Annotated in this window: 20 protein-coding genes, 1 tRNA gene and 1 pseudogene; 21 read left to right on the top strand and 1 reads right to left on the bottom strand. The window is 44.1% G+C overall.

Annotation, left to right across the window (positions count from 1 at the left end):
- The first annotated feature begins 196 nt into the window (after nucleotides 1-196).
- From AZE41_RS21660 to AZE41_RS21630, 7 genes are all read left to right on the top strand, one after another.
- Nucleotides 197-1,789 carry a putative polysaccharide biosynthesis protein gene (locus AZE41_RS21660; protein ID WP_067213731.1) on the top strand — a complete coding sequence of 531 codons (1,593 nt, stop codon included), beginning with the start codon at nucleotides 197-199 and terminating at the stop codon, nucleotides 1,787-1,789.
- Between the two features lies 1 nt (nucleotide 1,790).
- Nucleotides 1,791-3,257 (top strand): bifunctional methyltransferase/pyrophosphohydrolase YabN, encoded by a 1,467-nt coding sequence (yabN, locus tag AZE41_RS21655; protein WP_067213730.1) that lies wholly within the window; start codon nucleotides 1,791-1,793, stop codon nucleotides 3,255-3,257.
- On the top strand, nucleotides 3,247-3,537 hold the full coding sequence (locus AZE41_RS21650; RefSeq protein WP_067213729.1) for an RNA-binding S4 domain-containing protein: 291 nt from the start codon (nucleotides 3,247-3,249) through the stop codon (nucleotides 3,535-3,537). The genes yabN and AZE41_RS21650 overlap by 11 nt, the downstream gene beginning before the upstream one ends.
- An 88-nt stretch (nucleotides 3,538-3,625) precedes the next feature.
- A complete protein-coding gene (gene yabP / locus AZE41_RS21645; RefSeq protein ID WP_067213728.1) occupies nucleotides 3,626-3,922 on the top strand; it encodes a sporulation protein YabP in 297 nt (98 codons plus the stop codon).
- Nucleotides 3,919-4,386, top strand: a complete 468-nt coding sequence (gene yabQ / locus AZE41_RS21640) for a spore cortex biosynthesis protein YabQ (protein ID WP_067213727.1) — start codon at nucleotides 3,919-3,921, stop codon at nucleotides 4,384-4,386. The genes yabP and yabQ overlap by 4 nt, the downstream gene beginning before the upstream one ends.
- Before the next feature lie 54 nt (nucleotides 4,387-4,440).
- The gene (locus AZE41_RS21635; protein WP_067213726.1) at nucleotides 4,441-4,860 is read left to right on the top strand and encodes an FtsB family cell division protein; all 420 of its coding nucleotides are present in this window, start codon (nucleotides 4,441-4,443) and stop codon (nucleotides 4,858-4,860) included.
- Between the two features lie 129 nt (nucleotides 4,861-4,989).
- Nucleotides 4,990-5,418 carry a S1 domain-containing RNA-binding protein gene (locus AZE41_RS21630; RefSeq protein ID WP_067213725.1) on the top strand — a complete coding sequence of 143 codons (429 nt, stop codon included), beginning with the start codon at nucleotides 4,990-4,992 and terminating at the stop codon, nucleotides 5,416-5,418.
- Nucleotides 5,419-5,948: 530 nt separating this feature from the next.
- Here the strand turns inward: AZE41_RS21630 and AZE41_RS21625 are convergent.
- Nucleotides 5,949-6,022 (bottom strand) — tRNA-Met (locus AZE41_RS21625).
- Nucleotides 6,023-6,236: 214 nt separating this feature from the next.
- On the opposite strand from AZE41_RS21625, the gene AZE41_RS21620 reads away from it, so the two are divergent.
- The 14 genes and pseudogenes from AZE41_RS21620 to AZE41_RS22965 all read left to right on the top strand — a co-directional run.
- The gene (locus AZE41_RS21620) at nucleotides 6,237-8,654 is read left to right on the top strand and encodes a SpoIIE family protein phosphatase (protein ID WP_067213724.1); all 2,418 of its coding nucleotides are present in this window, start codon (nucleotides 6,237-6,239) and stop codon (nucleotides 8,652-8,654) included.
- Nucleotides 8,655-8,741: 87 nt separating this feature from the next.
- Nucleotides 8,742-10,145 carry a tRNA lysidine(34) synthetase TilS gene (tilS, locus tag AZE41_RS21615; protein WP_067213723.1) on the top strand — a complete coding sequence of 468 codons (1,404 nt, stop codon included), beginning with the start codon at nucleotides 8,742-8,744 and terminating at the stop codon, nucleotides 10,143-10,145.
- A gap of 28 nt (nucleotides 10,146-10,173) precedes the next feature.
- A complete protein-coding gene (gene hpt / locus AZE41_RS21610; RefSeq protein WP_067213722.1) occupies nucleotides 10,174-10,716 on the top strand; it encodes a hypoxanthine phosphoribosyltransferase in 543 nt (180 codons plus the stop codon).
- A 155-nt stretch (nucleotides 10,717-10,871) separates the two neighbouring features.
- On the top strand, nucleotides 10,872-12,902 hold the full coding sequence (gene ftsH / locus AZE41_RS21605; protein ID WP_067213721.1) for an ATP-dependent zinc metalloprotease FtsH: 2,031 nt from the start codon (nucleotides 10,872-10,874) through the stop codon (nucleotides 12,900-12,902).
- Between the two features lie 107 nt (nucleotides 12,903-13,009).
- Nucleotides 13,010-13,774, top strand: a complete 765-nt coding sequence (locus AZE41_RS21600; RefSeq protein WP_187046247.1) for a type III pantothenate kinase — start codon at nucleotides 13,010-13,012, stop codon at nucleotides 13,772-13,774.
- 16 nt (nucleotides 13,775-13,790) lie between these two features.
- A complete protein-coding gene (hslO, locus tag AZE41_RS21595; RefSeq protein WP_067213720.1) occupies nucleotides 13,791-14,678 on the top strand; it encodes an Hsp33 family molecular chaperone HslO in 888 nt (295 codons plus the stop codon).
- Nucleotides 14,656-15,576 carry a peptidyl-prolyl cis-trans isomerase gene (locus AZE41_RS21590; protein WP_067213719.1) on the top strand — a complete coding sequence of 307 codons (921 nt, stop codon included), beginning with the start codon at nucleotides 14,656-14,658 and terminating at the stop codon, nucleotides 15,574-15,576. Before hslO ends, AZE41_RS21590 begins: the two co-directional genes overlap by 23 nt.
- Nucleotides 15,577-15,823: 247 nt before the next feature.
- Entirely contained in the window at nucleotides 15,824-16,750 is a 927-nt protein-coding gene (gene cysK, locus AZE41_RS21585) for a cysteine synthase A (protein WP_067213718.1), read from the top strand.
- 190 nt (nucleotides 16,751-16,940) lie between these two features.
- Entirely contained in the window at nucleotides 16,941-18,350 is a 1,410-nt protein-coding gene (locus AZE41_RS21580) for an anthranilate synthase component I family protein (RefSeq protein WP_067213717.1), read from the top strand.
- Between the two features lie 16 nt (nucleotides 18,351-18,366).
- On the top strand, nucleotides 18,367-19,221 hold the full coding sequence (pabC, locus tag AZE41_RS21575; RefSeq protein WP_067213716.1) for an aminodeoxychorismate lyase: 855 nt from the start codon (nucleotides 18,367-18,369) through the stop codon (nucleotides 19,219-19,221).
- Nucleotides 19,221-20,069, top strand: a complete 849-nt coding sequence (gene folP, locus AZE41_RS21570; RefSeq protein ID WP_067213715.1) for a dihydropteroate synthase — start codon at nucleotides 19,221-19,223, stop codon at nucleotides 20,067-20,069. The genes pabC and folP overlap by 1 nt, the downstream gene beginning before the upstream one ends.
- A 14-nt stretch (nucleotides 20,070-20,083) precedes the next feature.
- Nucleotides 20,084-20,452, top strand: a complete 369-nt coding sequence (folB, locus tag AZE41_RS21565) for a dihydroneopterin aldolase (protein ID WP_067213714.1) — start codon at nucleotides 20,084-20,086, stop codon at nucleotides 20,450-20,452.
- Nucleotides 20,449-20,934: a 2-amino-4-hydroxy-6-hydroxymethyldihydropteridine diphosphokinase gene (folK, locus tag AZE41_RS21560; RefSeq protein ID WP_067213713.1), complete on the top strand. Its 486-nt coding sequence runs from the start codon at nucleotides 20,449-20,451 to the stop codon at nucleotides 20,932-20,934. Before folB ends, folK begins: the two co-directional genes overlap by 4 nt.
- Before the next feature lie 7 nt (nucleotides 20,935-20,941).
- Nucleotides 20,942-21,031, top strand: a pseudogene (locus AZE41_RS22965) (tRNA-dihydrouridine synthase); the annotation flags it as partial.
- Nucleotides 21,032-21,140 lie beyond the last annotated feature (109 nt).

Raw genomic sequence — 21,140 nt, 5'->3', positions numbered from 1 at the left:
TTTTTTATCAGTTTTATTTTTTGATATAATTTAACAGTTAAATGTTTACAAAACTTATACCTATGTCTTTCCCATAACGTTGTACTATTAAACCTCTAATTAATTTAAATTAGAATATTCGATGTTATCCTGAATATCGTCATTATTCGTTCATGATATAATGGGTGTACTATGTACGAAAGAAAGAGGCACGATTATGGCGCAACAATGGGACATGAAAACGTTTATGAAAGGTGCGTCGATTCTGACCCTCTCTGCAATCATTGTGAAATTACTTGGGGCAGTCTATCGGGTTCCGTTCCAAAACCTTGTCGGTGACAAAGGGTTTTATATTTATCAGCAAGTGTATCCGTTCATTGGCATTTTTATTGTCTGGACGTCGTACGGTTTTGCAGTGGCGGTATCGAAACTGCTTGCGGGAAGTACGAGTCGCGATGAAGCAAAAGCGATGATGCGTGTGGCATTTACCTATCTACTTTTATTATCAGTGGCCTTTTTTGCTCTATTAACTATTTTCGCGCCATTTTTCGCGCGCTCCATGGGCGATGTTGAGCTCGTACCTCTCCTGCGGGCTGGCGCGTATATTGTTTTACTGATGCCGGCGTTAGCGGTTTTGAAGGGTTCATTTCAATCGGAAGGTCGGATGGTACCTGTTGCGGTTTCAGGCGTTGGTGAGCAGGCTTTCCGTGTAACGGTCATTCTCATAGGTACATGGATTGCGGTGCGGTCAGGTGCTTCTCTTTACGTGGCAGGTGAGGTAGCGATGTGGGGGGCAGTTGTCGGGGAAGGTGCTGGCGTTATTATACTTGCACTCTATTTTCGGAATACGTTCAAAGGACCATTAGAAAAAGTGGACACGTGGCGAGTGGTGAAAGAATTGACTGTTGTCAGTTTAGGGGTCAGCGCAAGTTCACTTATTCTCCTGATGTTTCAATTGGTCGATTCATTTACAATCTATAATATCCTGCTATCTAATGGTTTTGCGGCGGATGCAGCCATGGTGATGAAAGGTGTCTACGATCGTGGGCAACCGCTCGTACAAATGGGGATTCTAATTGCTTCGACATTAGCGCTCGCGATTGTTCCACTTATCGCTCATCATTCGGCAAAAAAAGCGGGCCGAGGGGCATTACCGTTTATCCAGCTAACGTTCCGAACTGCTTTCCTATTCGGTTGGGCTGCAGCGGCAGGGCTTGCACTTGTTTTGCCTTATGTGAATGAAATGCTGTTTGAAACACGTGATGGTTCTGTAGCCCTCATTATTTTCTCGTTACAAATTCTCTGGTTATCGCTTATTTTACCGTTAACAGCGATGCTTCAAGGTGCGGGGAAAGTTAAAGTGCCAACGCTCCTGCTTATCGGTGGGTTGGTTATAAAAATCTTCGCAAATCAACTTCTGGTTCCTCTATGGAATGTCACGGGAGCGGCGATTGCGGGCAATATCGGTTTCGCAGTAATTACGTTTGGGTTACTGCTTTACTTTAAAACAGTATGGCCAATTCGCCTTGCACCAACACGTTTTTACGGATGGGTGATAGGGGCAACTACTCTCATGATTGCGGTTGTTTTACCGTGGATGCTCATTGCAGACGGGTTTTTATTTGACCAGTTACCGGGTCGGATTGAGGCGACACTTATCGCATTAACATCTGTTTCGGTGGGAGCGGTTGTTTTCCTTTTCGTCATTATGAAATCACGTATAATGGCAGAGAAGGAATGGTTTCTTCTGCCATTCGGTAAACGTTTAGCTACATTGCAATTACGACTTACTAAAAGAAAAGGTGAATAGTATGCATCAGTTAACAATTATTGGTCTCGGCGCGGGTGATCTTGACCAATTGGCGCTAGGGACATATCGAAAATTGAAAGAAGCGAAATATATTGTCGCGCGTACGGACCAGCACCCTGCTGTCGCTGAATTAAGAGCGGAAGGCATTGTTCTAATGAGCTTCGATGAAATTTATGAAAAACACGACTCGTTCGAGCATGTATATGATGAAATTGTAGAACAGCTGCTCATTATGTGTGTACAACAACCAGTGACCTATGTAGTACCAGGACATCCGCTTGTTGCGGAACGGACAGTCCAATTATTAGTCGAGAAAGAACGCGAAGGTTTAATCCAAATGGAAATTGCGGGGGGGGATAGTTTTCTTGACCCGATTTTTGCAGCGTTGCGCATCGATCCGATTGAAGGGTTTCAACTACTCGATGGTACGGATATGAAACGCGATGATGTCCAGATGAAGCAACATATTTTAATTGGACAAGTGTACGATGCGTTCGTGGCATCTGAAGTGAAACTGTCATTAATGGAGAAATACGCCTACGACCATCCAGTGACGGTTGTAACGGCGGCAGGTTCTACGGGCGAGCAATTGATTACAGTTCCGCTATTTGAACTGGACCGTGTCACTGAAATTAATAATTTGACTACCGTTTATGTACCGCCTGTAGTTGAAAGAGAAGCGCGATTGAAAGATTGGTCGACGTTCAGGGAAATCATCGCTGCACTGCGCGCTCCGGGCGGGTGCCCATGGGATCGTGAACAGACGCATGCATCGTTGAAGCGGTATTTGCTTGAAGAAGCACACGAACTGCTTGAGGCGATTGATAGTGAAGATGACGACGCAGTGATTGAAGAGCTTGGTGATGTACTGTTACAAGTATTCCTTCATGCTCAAATTGGCGAAGACGACGGTTATTTTGCCATGGAAGACGTGCTTCAATCGGTAGGATCGAAAATGATTCGTCGCCACCCGCATGTTTTTGGAGATAAAAGCGTGGTAAATTCAGAAGAAGTTCTGCAAAATTGGCAAGAAATCAAGCAACAGGAAAAACCGCAAGCCGACTCACTCTTGGAAGGTCAAGAACGTCCTTCTTCATCACTTTTAACGTCACTTAATTATCAAAAAGAGGCGGCAAAGGTTGGGTTTGATTGGCCAACGATTGACGGTGCTTTAGAAAAATTTGATGAAGAATGGTTGGAGTTCCGTAAAGAACTAGAGAGTGGTACGAAATACAGTCAAATGGACGAGCTAGGTGACGTTCTGTTCACAATCGTTAACATTTCACGCTTCCTCAAGTTATCTCCAGAAGAAGCAATGGTCCATGCAAATCAAAAGTTCAACAGACGGTTTTCATTTGTCGAAAAGAGTGTGAAAGATGGACAAGGCAAGTTTACTGACTATACACTTGATGAACTTGAAGAGTTTTGGAAACTAGCAAAAAAAGGGGAAGATAATGATGAGACTTGATAAATTCCTGAAAGTATCTCGACTAATTAAAAGACGAACACTCGCAAAACAAGTAGCTGATCAAGGGCGTATAACAATAAATGGGAAAGTGGCGAAAGCATCATCGGTTGTAAAAGAAAGCGATGAATTGGCCATCCGTTTCGGTCAGAAGATTGTAACGGTTAAAATTAACATGCTGAAAGAGACGACGAAAAAAGACGATGCAGCCTCAATGTACACGATTTTGAAGGAAGAGAAGCTTGAAAAAGTGGAACCAGAATTCATGGATGATGAAGACTGAACAACATGACAGGGAATTTTCCTGTCATGTTTTTTTATGTCCTAGCATAAGATAGCTGTGAACGTACAAGCAAAGGGGGAAGCATATAATGCAATTTCAAACTGATAGTCCTACGTACGCAATTCCATCAGGAGACCATGTCGTCACTATGCGCAACAGAAAACGGATGGATCTCACGTCTGTAAAATCAATCGACCGCTTCGATCAGGAAGAATTTCTCGTTCGAACATCGCAAGGATTATTGCAAATCCGGGGAGAGGAACTGCGCATTGTTCATCTCGATGTCGATAAAGGGCTTCTAACGCTAGAAGGAACGGTCGGCACTATTCAATACGATGAAGAAGAATCAGGTTCAAAAGGTTTCCTCCATAAATTGTTTGGATGAGTCTATCCGTTCAATTTCTTAGCCTGCTTGCTATGATTGGGACGGGCATTGTTGCTGGGGCATTCATGGACATGATTGGAACAAGTACCGCGCACGCCGGGAAGAAATCGATTATTCGAAAGCGTGCGGTTTGGCTCGAAGTCATTGGATGGGTACTCGTCGGATGTTGGACGTTTTACATCCTTTATCTGGTCAGGGATGGGGCGTGGCGGATATATGATCCAGTTGCACAGATTAGTGGAATGTTGCTATACGTAACTATTTTTTATAAGCCGTTCCGGTTTTTCGGGAGGATCTTGTTGGTGTTGTTAATAAGGCCGCTCTTGTTCCTCGTGCGTCTGATTGTATCTATTATCAGTCTAGTCATTCGTTTTATAGTGAAAGTCTTTGCAGTCCTCTTTACACCATTTGTTAAAATATTCCGTATCATTTCCGGAAAACTCTTTAAAAGAAGGGTGAAATGATATATAATTTATGGACTAACAAATTGTAGTGTGTGAAGAGGGGAAGTGCAGGACGTGGAACAGAAACAGCAGAGGAAATCGTCCGAAAGGGTCGCATCGATTCAAACTGAATATGTCCGCTCACTTCAAAAGAAAGAGACTAGGAAGAATGCGCGGAAAGTCCGTTTATACCGTAGACTGGCTGTGTTTGCTATTGTGGCAGCCGTTATTCTAGGTGGTCTGACGAATATGTTCATCAACCAGAAACAGACGTTGGCAGCGAAAGAGTTGCAAAAAGTCGAGGTGCTGGCCCAGCTTGAAGGGGTACAGGAAGAACAAGAAATGCTAAAAAGACAACTTGTGAAATTGAATGATGATGACTATATCGCAAAGCTTGCACGCAAGGAATATTTCTTGTCTGAAAAGAGCGAAATCATTTTTTCAATACCCGAAAACAATAAAAAAACAGATGAACAAGACAAAGGAAAAGAGTAGTCTTATTGACACTCTTTTTTTATTGGCTATAATGGAAGTAAGGATCCTGCAATTTGCAGGGCTCATTAATACGGTTGCAAGGCTCCCAGCGCGGGGCCCGCTTAAATTTTAAGGAGGAGCATTTTTTTTATGTCAATTGAAGTAGGCAGCAAGCTAGAGGGTAAAGTAACAGGAATCACAAACTTCGGGGCGTTTGTTGAGCTACCGAATGGCTCAACAGGCCTGGTCCATATCAGTGAAGTGGCGGACAATTATGTCAAGGACATCAACGATCATTTTAAAGTCGGTGACATGGTTGAAGTGAAAGTGATGAACGTCGGTGCAGATGGTAAAATTGGGTTGTCGATTAGAAAAGCGAAACCTGAATCTGAACAGCGTCCAGAACGTCCTCAGCGCCCGCAACGTCCGCGTCAAGGTGGTGGCCGTCCTGCTATGGATCGCCCAGAGAACTTTGAACAAAAAATGGCAAAGTTCATGAAAGATAGCGAAGAGCGTCTCTCTACTTTGAAAAGAGCGACAGAATCGAAACGCGGTGGCCGTGGCGCAAGCAGAGGGTAACTTGCTAGCTGTTTCAATTCATGAAAAAGTGTACGAATAGTATGAAGAAAAGTAGTGAACAAAGGGAATGACCCTTGTTCGCTGCTTTTTTGTGCGGAGAATTGTAATGTTAAATGGTGAAACTGTAACGGAAATCGTGAACTGTCATGGCAAATGACGAAACTGTAATGGCAATCGTCTGAACTGTCATGTCAAATGGCGAAACTGTGATGGCAATCGCGAATTGTCATGGCAAACGGTGAAACTGTAACGGCATTTGTCTGAATTGTCATGTCAAATGGCGAAATTGTGATGGCAATCGCGAATTGTCATGGTAAATGGTGAAACTGTGACGGCAATCGTCTGAACTGTCATGGTAAATGACGAAACTATCACGGGAAATCACATAAACCGTCACAGCTCCCCAAACAATCGCGCATTTTTTCATTGCAAAAAAAGGCAGTTCCTACATCGTGAATTCACGATGTAGGAACTGCCTTTTTAGTAATTTATTGTCCAGCTCCTGGACGGTTGTATCTGCATTTCATAAATGGCGGCAGAGGGGATCGAACCCCCGACCTCACGGGTATGAACCGTACGCTCTAGCCAGCTGAGCTACGCCGCCTTCGTATATTCTAGTTAGCACTTGTTTCCGCTTGATCAGAACAACAATACTTATAATACAAGTGAATCAATGCAGTGTCAACCCGTCTTAGGAAAAAAGAAAAAACAGTTCGGAATGAGTCGAAACATTTTGTTTTCTTGTTGTCATGAACAGACAATTTCTTTCCATCTGCCTATGTATACTCAAGGCATAGCAGACATAGGGGGAATGAGGAATGAAACTAATTGATCATTTAGCACGTCCAGTGGGCCATCCAATTGGTATGTATGTCGAGATGATTGGAAAACGAAAAATGCACATTTTAGTTGCGACTCTATTCTTGTTTGGATCTTTTTTCTTGTCGCAAGCCGTATTGTTCGATGCAGCGGTTCCTTTTTTCTTGCCAGTGTGGGCACTTGCACGGGCTCGCTTCAGAAAGCATCTCATATGGGTGTTCATTGGTGGGATGTTTGGAAGTGCATTCCTTGGTCTTGGACAGGCTGTTATCCATCTATTGATGCTCGCGTTATTTAATGCGGTTATTAAATATCCGATCATGCGAAAATCAGTACCGCTAACAGTAGCAGGATGTATTATCATTGTTCAAGTGTTGTGGCAGTTCATTATGCATATCGGGCAACCACCAGTAAATGTTCAATTATATATTGGCTTTGAAGCAGTTCTTGCTTTGTTCATGACTTTTTTCCTCTTTGTTGCTTTTCCTGCCGCAGATCGAATCTTCTTTGGTAAATGGACACCTGAACGACTTGGAGCGGCTTGCCTTGTCGGTGCGCTGGCTACAACTGGAATGAGTGGACTTATGCTAGGTCCTGTTTCGGTTTCAGGTACACTCATTCATCTGACAATCTTGCTTGCGGCGCTTGTGGGAGGGCTTCCATTTTCAACAACAATTGCAATGATCATCGCTGCTATTGTGGGGGTAGCAGAATTGTCCTTCACTGGAATGATGGCGGTGTATGGTATGACCGGATTTTTTGCAGGCACACTCCGCCGTTTCGGGAAAATTGGCATCGTGTTAGGAGGGGCCTCTGTATCGGGATTTTTCCTTATGTATGATCTGACCTTGCCTCTTGATACTTCACACTTTATAACACTCGCAACCGCGACGATTATTTTTTTACTGATCCCTTCGAAAAAACTAGAGTCGATTAAACGCATTTTTTATCCGGAGAATACAGAGACTACTGACAAACAACAAAAATGGTTAGCAGAGCGGCTCGATGATCAACTAGCTGATTTCAAAAAGTTCTCTGAATTTATGTCGACGCTTGTTGGCGACCGATCTTCCCCCCGCGATAATGCAGATGTATTACCTCAGCAGGTTATTCCAAAAACTTGCCAGTCTTGTTTCCGTTATGCCAAGTGCTGGGAAGGTGCAGATAATGATATGGGCGGGCTTCTTAGTGAGTGGGAAATGACCTATTCTATGACGAAAAAAGCTAAGCGTCATCGTGTTGAGGAAAAGATTAAATATAAGTGCGTCCGATTCAATGGATTAGTTACGGAACTTGAGGAACAAGCTGCCAGTCGTTTATTGACGGGACAACTTCAGCATGGACGAAAAATGCTTGCCCTCCAGTTGCGTGATATGAGCACCCATCTGGACAAAATTATGAATGAAGTAAAAGAAGACTTGACTGTTTATAAGCCTGCCGAGGAAGACTTGGCAAAACGGCTCCAAGAGAAAGGTATTGAGTACTTCCAGATTGATGTTTTACCAGGAGAGAGGGGTGCGCGTCGCATCATCTGCTGTATTCCTGAGAAAAGATCTGATTTTGAAACGGATACGACAGTTGCGGAAAGGTTTATACTGCCGATTCTTGAAGAAATGTACGATGAGCCTTTCCGGGTCGCCAAATCTGCCGTTTTACAGGACCCTTTTCCACATATACAACTAACGTTTGGTTCGGCAGTTCGTTTTACCCTTGATTATGGCATCGCGGCAACAGCAGGCGGCGAAACATTTCACGCAGGTGATGCATATGAAGTGTTCCCAATTCATGAAGGGTTGACGGCGGTTTTGTTGTCGGATGGAATGGGCCAGGATTTAAATGCATATCGTGAGAGTCGAAAGGTAATTCGTTTAATGCGAGAATGTTTGGACCGGAAAATGGATCCTGAAACAGCCATGCATACGTTGCATTATATGATGTCATTGAATGGGCTTGATGATATGTACGCTACGCTTGATCTGGCCCTCGTAGATTTGCAAGATGGTCGCATTTGGTCTTGGAAGGCCGGATCGATGAGCACATATATTAAACGCGGTGACGACTTTTTAAGACTTGATAGCAAATCGGTCCCCGTCGGTTTTCTTCCATCCTTTTCTGTGGAGGCAAAAAAAGAAGAGTTGAAGTCAGGAGACATTATACTTATGTTAACGGACGGGATTTTTAATGGGGATATCCCGCTTGAGAAGCAAGAGAGGTCGTTGTACAGTACGCTTGAAAAATATGGAGGATTCGAATGTGACAAAATTGCAGACCGTATTATGCATGAAATGGAGCGGAAGTTTGGTGTGATTGGAGACGATCGTACTGTGTTAGTTATGAAAATCGATCATGTTCTGCCGAAGTGGTCAAGTTTCACACCCTATTCACAAACTATTTCCCGGGAAAGGGTCATCGGATGAATATGTAAGTAAGTGAGTCCCCTCCTTTAGATATTCTATGGTAAAATTCGAGTAAGAATAAATTAGAAAAGAGGAGGGAGCGGAGCAATGGATAAATTTAAACAGACGATATTCCGTTTTATCAAGGAATGGTCACTCATCGCTCCGGGGGACCGTATTTTAATCGCCTGTTCGGGTGGAGTAGATTCGGTAGCGCTTTTACATTTCATGGCTTCAAATCAAGACAGCATGGAGATTGAAGTTGCCGCAATTCACGTCGATCATAATTTGCGCGGAGAAGAGTCCGCGGCAGACGGCACATTTGTGGCAAGGCTGTGTGAAGTGTATGGGATTCCTTTTTTTGGCGGAAGTGTCCCGGTTCCGGCTATTATCGAGAAAGACGGTGGCAATGTGCAAGCTGTCTGCCGAAATGGACGGTATGCATTTTTCGAGGAGATCATGACAAAGCACGGTTATGATGTTTTAGCAACGGCACATCACGCAGAAGATCAGTTGGAAACGGTCTTGATGCAAGTAACGAAAGGCAGTCAGCCATTGGGGATGTCGGTGAAGCGTGAAGTTGAAGGTGGAATTCTTATTCGACCTTTCCTTCCGGCTATGAAAGCGAACCTCTATTCATATGTTGGAGAGCATGAATTACATTTTCGAGAAGATCCAAGTAATGAAAGTGATGCCTATCTGCGTAATCGTTACCGTCACAAAATCGTTCCGTTTATTCTGGACGAAAACCCGGGAGCTGCTGAAAATGCAGTGAGAATGTCTGGTTATCTACAGGAAGATGAAGAATTGCTTGAAATGCTGGCGCAGGAACGTTTTGATGAAATTACTAAGTTCACAGAAGCGGGCCTGCCTGTCGTTGACGGAAATGCTTTTTCCCGCATGCACCAAACTTTACAAAGGCGGATAATTACACTACTATTGAGGTATCTTTACAATGGGGAAATTATGCCCGTAAAATATAATTCCGCGCTTATAAGTCAACTGTTACACCATCTATCTTCGCAAGACGGGAATGTATCCATTCACCTTCCACGCGGTTACCGATTCATTCGGGAATACGGCGTGCTGACGTTCGTTCGTGATACATCAATTGAAGAAGTGGAGTTGCAAAAAGTGTTGCCGAAAGGCGTTTGGACCCGTTGGGGAAATGATTTTCAGCTTTATTGGAATGAAGTGAGTAATCTCGATACGGAGTTATTCATGGATACTGATGACATCATGTATTTTGACTTGCCTCACTCTGCACTTCCCTTGTCTATCAGGAGAAGAGAGGATGGGGATCGAATCTTGTTGTCGGGGATGACACACCCGAAACGTTTATCCAGGTTGTTTATCGACGAAAAGGTTGGCATGACAGAACGCGACCGATTGCCGGTAATCATTACAGCGCAAGGTGAAATTTGTGCAGTTCCAGGAGTGCGGTACGGAGTGATATTTTCACGACACAAGACAGATCAAAGTAAGTACATAGTTAGTACAAGAAAGTTATAATGATCTGTATGAAAGAGGAGGAATTTCGATGTTGGGGAAAGATATCGAAGAGGTACTAATTACAGAAGAACAGATTCAAGAGAAAATCCGTGAACTTGGTGCGGTATTGACAGAAGAATACCAAGACAAGTATGTACTAGCGATTGGTGTGCTCAAAGGTGGATTACCTTTCATGAGTGACCTCATTAAGCGTATCGATGCTTATATCGAACTCGATTTCATGGATGTTTCAAGTTACGGAAATGCAACAGTGTCATCAGGGGAAGTTAAAATCGTCAAAGATTTGAACACAAGTGTTGAAGGACGCGATGTACTCATTATTGAAGATATTATCGATAGCGGGAAAACATTAAGTTACCTTGTCGAACTGATGAAATACCGAAAAGCGAATTCTATTAAAATTGTTACTCTCCTTGATAAGCCAACTGGCCGAAAAGTAGACTTAAAAGCAGATTACGTTGGTTTCGACGTACCGGATGCGTTTGTTGTAGGCTACGGCCTTGATTATATGGAGAAATACAGAAACTTACCTTATATTGGTGTACTGAAAAAGGAAATCTATTCTTTCTAAACAATTGCAGGAAAATCTTTTAAGGGTCGTGGAATTCTACTTTGATGATAAGAGGCGCTTGCGCTTTTCCGTCAAGGCATTTCCTTTGTAGGATGAATCAGACCTGTGATAAGATTTACACTAGTTTTCTGTCTAATGAAATGAGGAGGCTTGGGATGAATCGAATACTTCGATACTTTCTATTATACGGACTGATATTTCTTGCAATCATGGGGATATTTAGTTCACTAAACAATACAAACCCGAAACAGAAAGAGATTCGGTATGACGAATTTATTACTGCGTTGGAAGATGGAAAAGTAACAACAGTAAGTTTACAGCCAGTTCAACTTGTCCTTAATGTGAAGGGCACAATGAAAGGCTATAAAGAAGGCGAAGAGTTCGTCACGAATATTATGAACGATACCAAGACGCAGGAAGATATCCGTGCACTTGCTACGCAAACTCAAACGGAAATCGACATCTTGCCGACTCCTGTTGCAAGCGCGTGGGTATCCTTCTTCACGGGTCTTCTACCGTTCATCATCATCTTCATCTTGTTCTTCTTCCTGTTAAATCAGGCGCAAGGCGGAGGAGGCGGCGGTGGCCGTGTTATGAACTTCGGTAAGAGTAAGGCGAAGCTTCATACGGATGACCGTAAAAAAGTTCGTTTCACGGATGTTGCTGGTGCTGACGAAGAAAAAGCTGAACTTGTGGAAGTTGTTGACTTCCTGAAAGATTCACGTAAATTCGTTGAAGTTGGCGCGCGTATTCCGAGAGGGATCTTGTTAGTTGGACCTCCTGGTACGGGTAAAACATTGTTAGCGCGTGCGGTTGCGGGTGAAGCGGGTGTACCGTTCTTCTCAATCTCAGGTTCTGATTTCGTTGAAATGTTCGTTGGAGTTGGGGCATCACGTGTACGTGACCTTTTCGAAAACGCTAAAAAGAACGCACCATGTATTATTTTCATCGATGAAATCGATGCGGTCGGTCGTCAACGTGGCGCAGGCCTCGGCGGTGGACACGATGAACGCGAACAAACATTGAACCAACTCCTTGTTGAAATGGATGGTTTCGGTGAGAACGAAGGGGTTATCATTGTTGCGGCAACAAACCGCCCTGATATTCTTGACCCTGCACTTCTGCGCCCAGGACGTTTTGACCGTCAGATTACAGTTGGTCGTCCGGATGTAAAAGGAAGAGAAGCAGTTCTTCAAGTTCATGCGCGCAACAAGCCGCTTGACGACACTGTCAACTTGAAGGCACTTGCACAACGTACACCTGGATTCTCGGGTGCAGATCTTGAAAACTTATTGAACGAGGCAGCACTTGTTGCTGCAAGACGCGATAAAACGAAAATCGATATGTCAGACATCGACGAAGCAACGGACCGTGTTATTGCGGGACCTGCGAAGACGAGTCGCGTCATTTCGAAAAAAGAACGCGATATTGTAGCGTTCCATGAAGCGGGTCACGTAGTTGTAGGGCTAATGCTCGATGACGCTGAAATCGTTCATAAAGTAACAATCGTCCCTCGCGGACAGGCGGGCGGTTATGCCGTCATGCTTCCGAAAGAGGATCGTTACTTCATGACGAAACCTGAACTTCTCGATAAAATCGCAGGACTTCTCGGTGGTCGTGTTGCAGAGGAAAACGTTCTTGGCGAAGTTTCAACTGGAGCTCACAATGACTTCCAGCGTGCAACTGGTCTCGCTCGTTCGATGGTAACTGAATACGGAATGAGTGATAAACTTGGACCAATGCAGTTCGGTCAGGCTCAAGGGCAAGTATTCCTGGGACGCGACTTCAACTCTGAACAGAACTATTCTGAAGCGATTGCGTATGAAATCGACCAAGAAATGCAACGTATCATTAAAGAACAATATGCGCGTACGAAAGAAATTCTTTCGAGTAAACGCGAGTTGCTTGATCTGATTGCAACGACACTTCTTGAAGTGGAAACACTCGATGCAGAGCAAATTAATCATCTGAAAGATCACGGCACATTGCCGGATCGTCCATATGGTCGTTATGGCTTGGACAATAAAGATGAAGCAGTAAAGAGTGTGGATATTTCGAAAGAAGGAGATGACACAGTCATTTCTGATGCAACTGGAGCGCCTACGGACCCAGCTATCGGTGATTTACCGAAAGAGTATAAAGTGGACGAAGCTCTTAAATCAATTAACGAAGAACGCAAAGACTGAACACCTAATAAGAGCTGACTGTTTCTTTTGAAGCAGTCAGCTTTTTTCTATACCCGGATATGTGGTATGATGTGTTGGAAAATGACGAAGTTAGCGAGGAAACCATTATGCTATTAGTGCTAGATACAGGAAATACGAATATTGTCCTTGGCGTCTATGAACAAGGACAGCTTAAACATCATTGGCGCATGGAAACTTATAGACATAAGACAGAAGATGAATATGCGATGCAAGTGAAATCTTTATTTTTACACGTTGGACTCTCTTTTGACGATGTAACCGGCATTATCATTTCATCAGTAGTCCCGCCAGTCATGTTTCCTCTGGAGCAGATGTGCAGGAAGTATTTCAACCAAAAACCGCTTATTGTTGGCCCTGGTCTCAAAACCGGATTGAATATCAAGTATGAAAACCCACGCGAAGTTGGTGCAGATCGGATTGTCAATGCCGTTGCGGCTGTTCATGAATATGGAAGTCCGCTGATCATCGTTGATTTTGGAACAGCAACAACCTATTGTTATGTGAATGAAAAAGGCGAATACATGGGTGGAGCAATTGCACCAGGTATCGGAATTTCCATGGAGGCTTTGTTCGACAGGGCATCTAAATTGCCAAGAATCGAACTGGCAAAACCGGACCAAGTTGTAGGGAAAAGTACGGTAGCTGCTATGCAAGCTGGGATTGTTTACGGTTATGTTGGGCAAGTTGATGGTATTGTTGCCCGCATGAAAGCACAAAGTAAGGAAGAACCGACCGTCATCGCTACGGGAGGGCTTGCTGGTTTGATCGCAAGTGAAACGACTGTGATTGATGTCGTTGACAACTTCTTGACGCTAAAAGGGCTTCATCTAATTTATGAACGAAACATGTAAAAGGAGCAGATAAGAAATGAATGATTATTTAGTAAGAGCGCTTGCGTTCGACGGGACAATCCGGGCATACGCAGCTCGCTCGACCGAAACAGTATCAGAAGTGCAACGTCGTCATTTGATGTGGCCAACTGCAACGGCAGCATTAGGACGTTCAATGACAGCGGCAGTCATGATGGGTGCGATGTCAAAGGGTGATGATAAACTGACAATAAAGGTTGATGGCAATGGACCAATCGGTTCGATGGTCATTGATGCAAACGCGCATGGCGAGGTTCGGGGTTATGCATCTAATCCGCAAACGCATTTTGATTTAAATGAACAGGGTAAACTTGACGTAAGGCGTGCAGTTGGAACGGACGGTATGTTGTCGGTCGTCAAAGATCTAGGGCTTCGTGATTTCTTTACGGGGCAAGTTCCGATTGTATCGGGTGAGATCGCTGAAGATTTTACGGAGTACTTTGTCGTTTCGGAGCAGGTACCTTCAGCAGTGGGTCTTGGTGTGCTGGTTAACCCGGACAATACAGTGAAAGCTGCCGGTGGCTTCATTGTCCAAGTTATGCCTGGCGCAACGGAAGAAACAATTGTGGCATTGGAAGAGCGTATTGCCAACGTTGAACCAATTTCAACGTTGATTGCCCGCGGCCTCACTCCTGAGGAGATTCTTGGTGAAGTTCTGGGTGCGGCGAACGTGGAAATTCTTGACCGGATGGATGTTTCATTCGCATGTAATTGCTCGAGGGAACGTTTTGGAAATGCGATCATCGGTCTTGGGGAGCGCGAAATTCGAGACATGATTGAAGAGGACGGACAAGCGGAAGCACATTGTCACTTCTGTATGGAAACATACGTGTATCCGAAAGAAGTTTTGGAAGGTTTTATCGATGAAATACAATCGGAAGCCTGAAGGGACAACAAGTTTACAGAAACGAAAACTGAAGACGAAACCGCTCATTCTGTTAATTGGAATCCTTTTAGCCTTCAATATCTTCTGGCTTGTTGGGTGGCTTATACCGGACAAACCTAAGCAGACAGATGAAGAAGTTGCTTCGGTAGCTGGTAAGCCTATTACGAGAGAACAATGGATGTCGGCAATGGAAAAGGAAGTTGGACGTGAAACTCTTCTTGACCTTGTGAATGAAAAAGTGATGGCGGTAGCTGCAGAACAATACGGGATTGATGTATCGGATAAGGAAATTGATCTCGAAATTGCGCTTATTCGTTCCGTGGACGGTCGCTCTCATTCTGGTCAAGATGAGGAAGGAATGCGGAAGAAAATCCGTTCTAACCTCATCCTTGAAAAGGTATTAACGAAAGATATCGTTGTTAAAGATAATGCGGTAAAGAAACAGTATGATGAAAATACTGCACTTTACAATATTTTAACTGCTTACAGAACCGCTATTATTGTTGTTCCAACGAAAGCTGATGCAGAGCAGACAATTGAAGAGCTTTCAAAAGGTTCAAGCTTTGACGTTCTCGCAAAAGAGCGATCGACGGATTTGGCTTCGGCTAGTCTGGGTGGAGATATAGGCTATATCAACGATTCGACTGATTCAATAGACAAGGCAATCGTAGAGACTGTAGCCGATGCGAATGAAGGAATGACGAGTGGAGTTATTGCTTTGAGTGATGGTACATATGCGGTTACTCATGTAAGTGAAGTGGTGAAAGGGCAGTCGTTTAAATTTAAAGAAGTAAAAGATCATATCAAGCGTGAAATTGCACTTGAGCAGCTTCCGCAAACTGTTAGTCCGGAAGCGTTTTGGAAAGAATTTGACGCAAAATGGTTTTACGGTAAATAATAGAAAGCTGTTTGGAAACCGATATAAATTGGTATTTCCGGACAGCTTTTCTTAAAAGGGAAGAAAGTATAATTTTTTCTACATAAATCAGTGTTTAGACTTCGGGCTGCCTTCTTTAGATTCAGTCTGAAAGCATTGGGCAAAGAACACATATAGTGAGCATTCAATTGTTGACAATGTTCACATAATGGTAGTAATATTAATATTATAAGACATATCAAAATAGTAGGAATTGGAGAGGGTATAAATGACGCTAGTTGGAAACTCTATTGCGGATCTTGTTGGGAAAACACCCCTTGTTAAAATGAACAGAATGACAGGCGCAGATGATGCGGATGTTTATTTGAAACTAGAATATATGAATCCAGGATCTAGTGTTAAAGATCGTATTGCGCTTGCGATGATTGAAGCGGCTGAAAAGTCCGGAGATTTAAAAGAGGGCAGTACAATTATTGAACCAACAAGTGGTAACACGGGAATAGGCCTTGCGATGATTGCTGCGGCAAAAGGGTATAAGTCTGTTTTGGTTATGCCGGATACGATGAGTACAGAGCGGCGCAATCTACTTCGTGCTTATGGCGCGGATCTTGTGTTAACGCCGGGTGCTGAAGGAATGAAAGGCGCTATCGGAAAAGCGGAAGAACTTTCAAAGGAAAATGGTTGGTTCATGCCGCAACAGTTCAACAATGAAGCAAATCCCGAAATTCACCGTTTAACGACAGGCCCTGAAATCGCAGATGCACTAGACCGTGTGGATGCGTTCGTTTCTGGAATTGGAACGGGTGGCACGATTACGGGTGTGGGTAGCGTCTTAAAAGAACGTTTTCCTGAAGTAAGTATCATTGCTGTTGAACCGACGGACTCGCCTGTACTATCAGGTGGAAAGCCGGGTCCACATAAAATTCAAGGAATCGGTGCTGGATTCATTCCAAAAGTGCTCGATACTGATATCTATGATGAAATCGTCCAAGTAACGAACGACGAAGCGTATGACACAGCAAGACGTGCAGCACGCGAAGAAGGTATTCTTGGTGGTGTTTCATCCGGAGCGGCAATCTTTGCAGCTCTACAAGTGGCGAAGAAGCTTGGTAAAGGGAAGAAAGTCGTTGCGATTCTTCCGTCCAACGGTGAGCGCTATTTGAGTACTCCGCTATATCAATTTGACGAAGAGTAATAGTGTAGGAGGGGGAAGGGCTGAGATGCTCTTTCTTTTTTGTTGTTTAAATTTGTTTATTATGATCGGTCTGTGGTGGGATATGGTCGCCCCTCAAATGAAAAGATATCATCTGCTTTTCTTTTTATAGCGTAAAACGACTTTCACGCGGTAAGATGAAGATACTAATTGTTATCGGGAGGAAACTGGGATGAACAAACAAAAGATCGTTTATACGACATCAGCAATGACGAAAGAACAGCTCTTCTATGCTTATAAAGAGTTGGCACACGAGCATGAAAGTCATATCCTTCTTGAAAGTGGACGCGGCGGTGCGTTATGCATGGCCGGAATTAACCCGCTCGTTACGTTACGGACGTTGGATGGCAACAAATTACAACTTATCTGGCGTGATGGTACGGAGGAAGTAAGAGAAGGAAATCCGCTTGAATTGCTAAATGATTTTGTTCAATCCTATGAAATGGAGTCTATTCCTGAACTGCCAGACTTCCAAGGCGGTGCGGCAGGATTCATCAGTTACGATTATGTCCGTACTTATGAAAATATCCCAGTCGATACGATAGATGATCTCGATACACCTGATTTGTTCTTTTATATATTTGACCGCTGGGTAGTGCTTGACGTTAAGACTGAAATGGCTTATTTCATGACACTTCCGAATTGTGGATTGGAACCAGCAGAGTTGGAAGCTGAATGGATGACTGCGGTTTCGGAAGGACTAAGCAAGCAAGTCTTCACGCCGAGTAAAGCAGCGGAAGTAGTATTAGGTGAAGATGATCTTGCTGTATCTGTAACTGGAGCGCAGTTTGAACAAATGGTCCGAGACGTGCAGACTTATATTGCTAGTGGAGATGTTACTCAAGTTAATCTTTCAGTGAGACAATCAAAACCTTTGTCAGCACATCCGCTAGATATGTATGAAGCACTTCGTTCATTCAATCCGTCACCTTATATGGCCTCAATAGGTTCGCCGGAATTTGCTGTCGTATCTGGTTCACCGGAACTGTTATTGAAAAAGCGTGGGGATGAAATAAGTACACGACCAATCGGTGGAACACGGCCGAGAGGGAAAGATGAAAACGAAGATGCTGCGCTTCAAGCGGAATTATTGTCGAATGAAAAAGAGACTGGCGAACATATTATGCTCGTAGATCTGGAACGGGAAGACTTTGAACGGGTTTGTGCACCGGAAACGGTGGAAACGGATGAATTCATGGTTGTGGAGAAATATTCTCACGTTATGCACCTTGTATCGAACGTTCGTGGAACTGCGGCAGAAGGTATTTCGAATGCAGAAATCGTTAAAGGCGTGTTCCCGGGGGGGTCAATTACCGGCTCACCAAAACTCCGGACGATGGAAATCATTGAAGAACTTGAGCCGACGCGCAGAGGGCTATATACAGGATCTATTGGTTGGTTCGGCTTTAACGGTGATTTCGAACTGAATATCGTTATCCGAACGGCATATATCAAGGATGGTATTGCGCATATTCAGGCTGGCGCAGGTCTTGTCGCTGATTCAGTACCAGAAGCGGAGTATATAGAATCGTTGAATAAGGCAAAAGCGCTTTGGCAAGCAAAGGCGATGGCGGAAAAGTGAGATTGGGGGATTCGGTATGTGGTGTTGGATGAATGGTGAATTCCTGCGTGCGGAGGAGTTAAAAATCTCCCCGTTCGATCATGGATTTCTATATGGTGCTGGATTTTTTGAAACCTTCAGGACATACGGCGGCAATGTGCTCTTGTATGATGAACATATGGATAGGTTGCATACGGCACTTACAGAGTACCGCATTACGATGCCTTATGATGAAACCGAAATTCTTGCGGCTGTGCGTAAATTAGATCAGTTAAATGGCGGACAGGATGGCTATTTTCGGTTGAACGTCTCTGCGGGTGTCCATGATATCGGTCTTGCACCCTCTTCATACGCATCACCGAACGTAATCTTATTCAGAAAAGAATTGGCTCCGACTGTTCGTGGTACGGAAAAGAAGGCGGTCTGGCTAGATACTCTGCGTGATAAACCGGAGAGCACTGTGCGCCACAAATCGCATAACTTTCTTAATAACGTACGGGGGCGGCTAGAGCTTCCTTCATTGAAAGAGTTGGAAGGCCTTTTCGTAACAGAGGAAGGTTTTGTAGCGGAGGGTATTACGTCAAATGTTTTTTGGGTGAAGGACGGTGCGTTATTTACTCCAGCTATCGAAACAGGGATTCTGCCGGGGACGACACGTGCGTTTATTATTAAATGCGCTAAAGTTGCGGGAATTCCTGTGAATGAAGGATTTTATGGTAAGGAACATGTAGAGGACACGGACGAGTTATTCGTCACGAATGCCGTGCAGGAAATTGTGCCGCTATCTATGATTGAGGAAATCTCACTACCGGGGGCGACGGGCATTTATTATAAAAAACTACATGCATTTTATATGCAGGCAATAGATGATATGGAAGAAGGTTGCTGTTGATGGAATTGGCTCGTGCACGTGATAAATATCGGTTTGGTAAGACGGAAATGGATTTCAAAAAAGAAACGGTAATTATGGGTATTTTGAATGTGACACCGGATTCGTTTTCAGATGGTGGAAAATACGGTCGTATCGATGCGGCGCTTAAGCGCGCGGAAGAGATGCTTCGCGACGGGGCAAAAATTATCGATGTGGGTGGGGAATCAACGCGCCCTGGGCATATCCCGATTTCATTAGAAGAAGAGCTAGAACGAACGGTTCCAGTTATCAAGGCTTTGACAAGAGAGCTTGGATGTACGGTGTCGATTGATACATATAAGGCGGGTGTCGCGGAAGAAGCGATTCTTGCGGGAGCGCAGATAATAAATGATATATGGGGAGCGAAGCGTGAACCTTACATCGCGGACGTTGCAGCAAAACACGGTGTGCCGATTATATTGATGCATAATCGTGAGCAGGCAGAGTACGAGGGCAACTTTATGGATGAAGTTATCGCTGACTTGGAAGAAAGTGTCGATATTGCGATTGCGGCTGGTGTAGCACACGATAATATCTGGCTCGATCCGGGCATCGGCTTCGCGCGAAATGCAATTCAAAACATATGGACGATGCAAGGACTAGATCGAATTTCTGAAATGGGCTACCCGGTTCTTCTTGGAACTTCGCGGAAGTCGCTAATCGGCAACGTACTTGGATTGCCGGTCGAGGAACGGTTGGAAGGTACAGGTGCAACGGTATGTTATGGAATCGAACACGGCTGCCATATTATGCGGGTTCATGACGTGAAGGAAATCGCGCGAATGGCGAAAATGATGGATGTACTGACGGGGAAAACAGATTTTGAATAATAGGAGGGTGCGCTATGGATTATATTCATTTAAATGAATTAGAGTTTTATGGTTATCATGGGGCGTTGCCTGAAGAAACGAAGCTTGGCCAACGTTTCCGTGTGACGGTCTCTCTTGCTACGAATCTTTCTGAGGCTGGAAAAACGGATAATCTGGATAAAACAGTGAATTATGCGGAAGTATACAGTGTGTGTCAATCGATTGTTGAAGGCGAACCCGTAAAATTGATTGAAACGGTTGCTGAAAAAATTGCAACTGCTGTATTAGCCGAATTTGTGGATAAAGTGACTGGTGTTCGTGTCGTGCTTGTGAAACCAGATCCGCCGATTCCAGGTCATTATGCATCGGTGTCCGTTGATATCACAAGGGGGCACTTCCAGTGAACGTAGCTTACCTCTCGATTGGTTCGAACATCGGTGATAGGTTACTTCATCTGACAGAGGCGGTGCGGGCACTTCATTCACACGAAGGTCTAACAGTTACTTCGGTATCGTCGATTTACGAAACAGCGCCCGTCGGCTTTACAGATCAAGCGGATTTTCTCAATATGGTGGTATGCGCGGAAACGGACTTGGCGGCGCAGGAACTTCTGGGCGTTTGTCAAAAAATTGAACACGGGCTTGGTCGGATTCGTGATATAAGATGGGGTCCGCGGACTGCAGACCTTGATATTTTGCTGTATAATAACGACAGTATTGAAACAGAGAGCTTGGTTGTACCGCACCCAAGAATGCATGAGCGGGCCTTCGTTCTTATTCCACTTCTTGAAATTGCTCCTTTAATGGGCAATCCAATGGTAGACACGGGTGTCATACTTTGGAGGAAGGTTAATGGGGTCAATAATTTATTGCAAGAGGGCGAATGAAAATGCTAAAGCAAACAGGGATATCATCCGTCAAATGAAAGAAGCGGTGTCGATTCCTATAATCGGGAACGGCAATGTAGAAACACCTCAAGATGCGAATTGAATGATTAATACAATGGAAACAGCTGCTGACTTAATTAACCTAATGAACGGCTTTGCCGATGTAATGATGGAACGCGAACAAGTGGCGGTTAGTGTAAGTGCTG

The organism is Sporosarcina psychrophila (genome assembly GCF_001590685.1).
Taxonomy (GTDB): Bacteria; Bacillota; Bacilli; order Bacillales_A; family Planococcaceae; genus Sporosarcina; species Sporosarcina psychrophila.
Note: the sequence above shows the minus strand (reverse complement) of the source record. Positions and strands in the feature narration are given on the sequence as shown.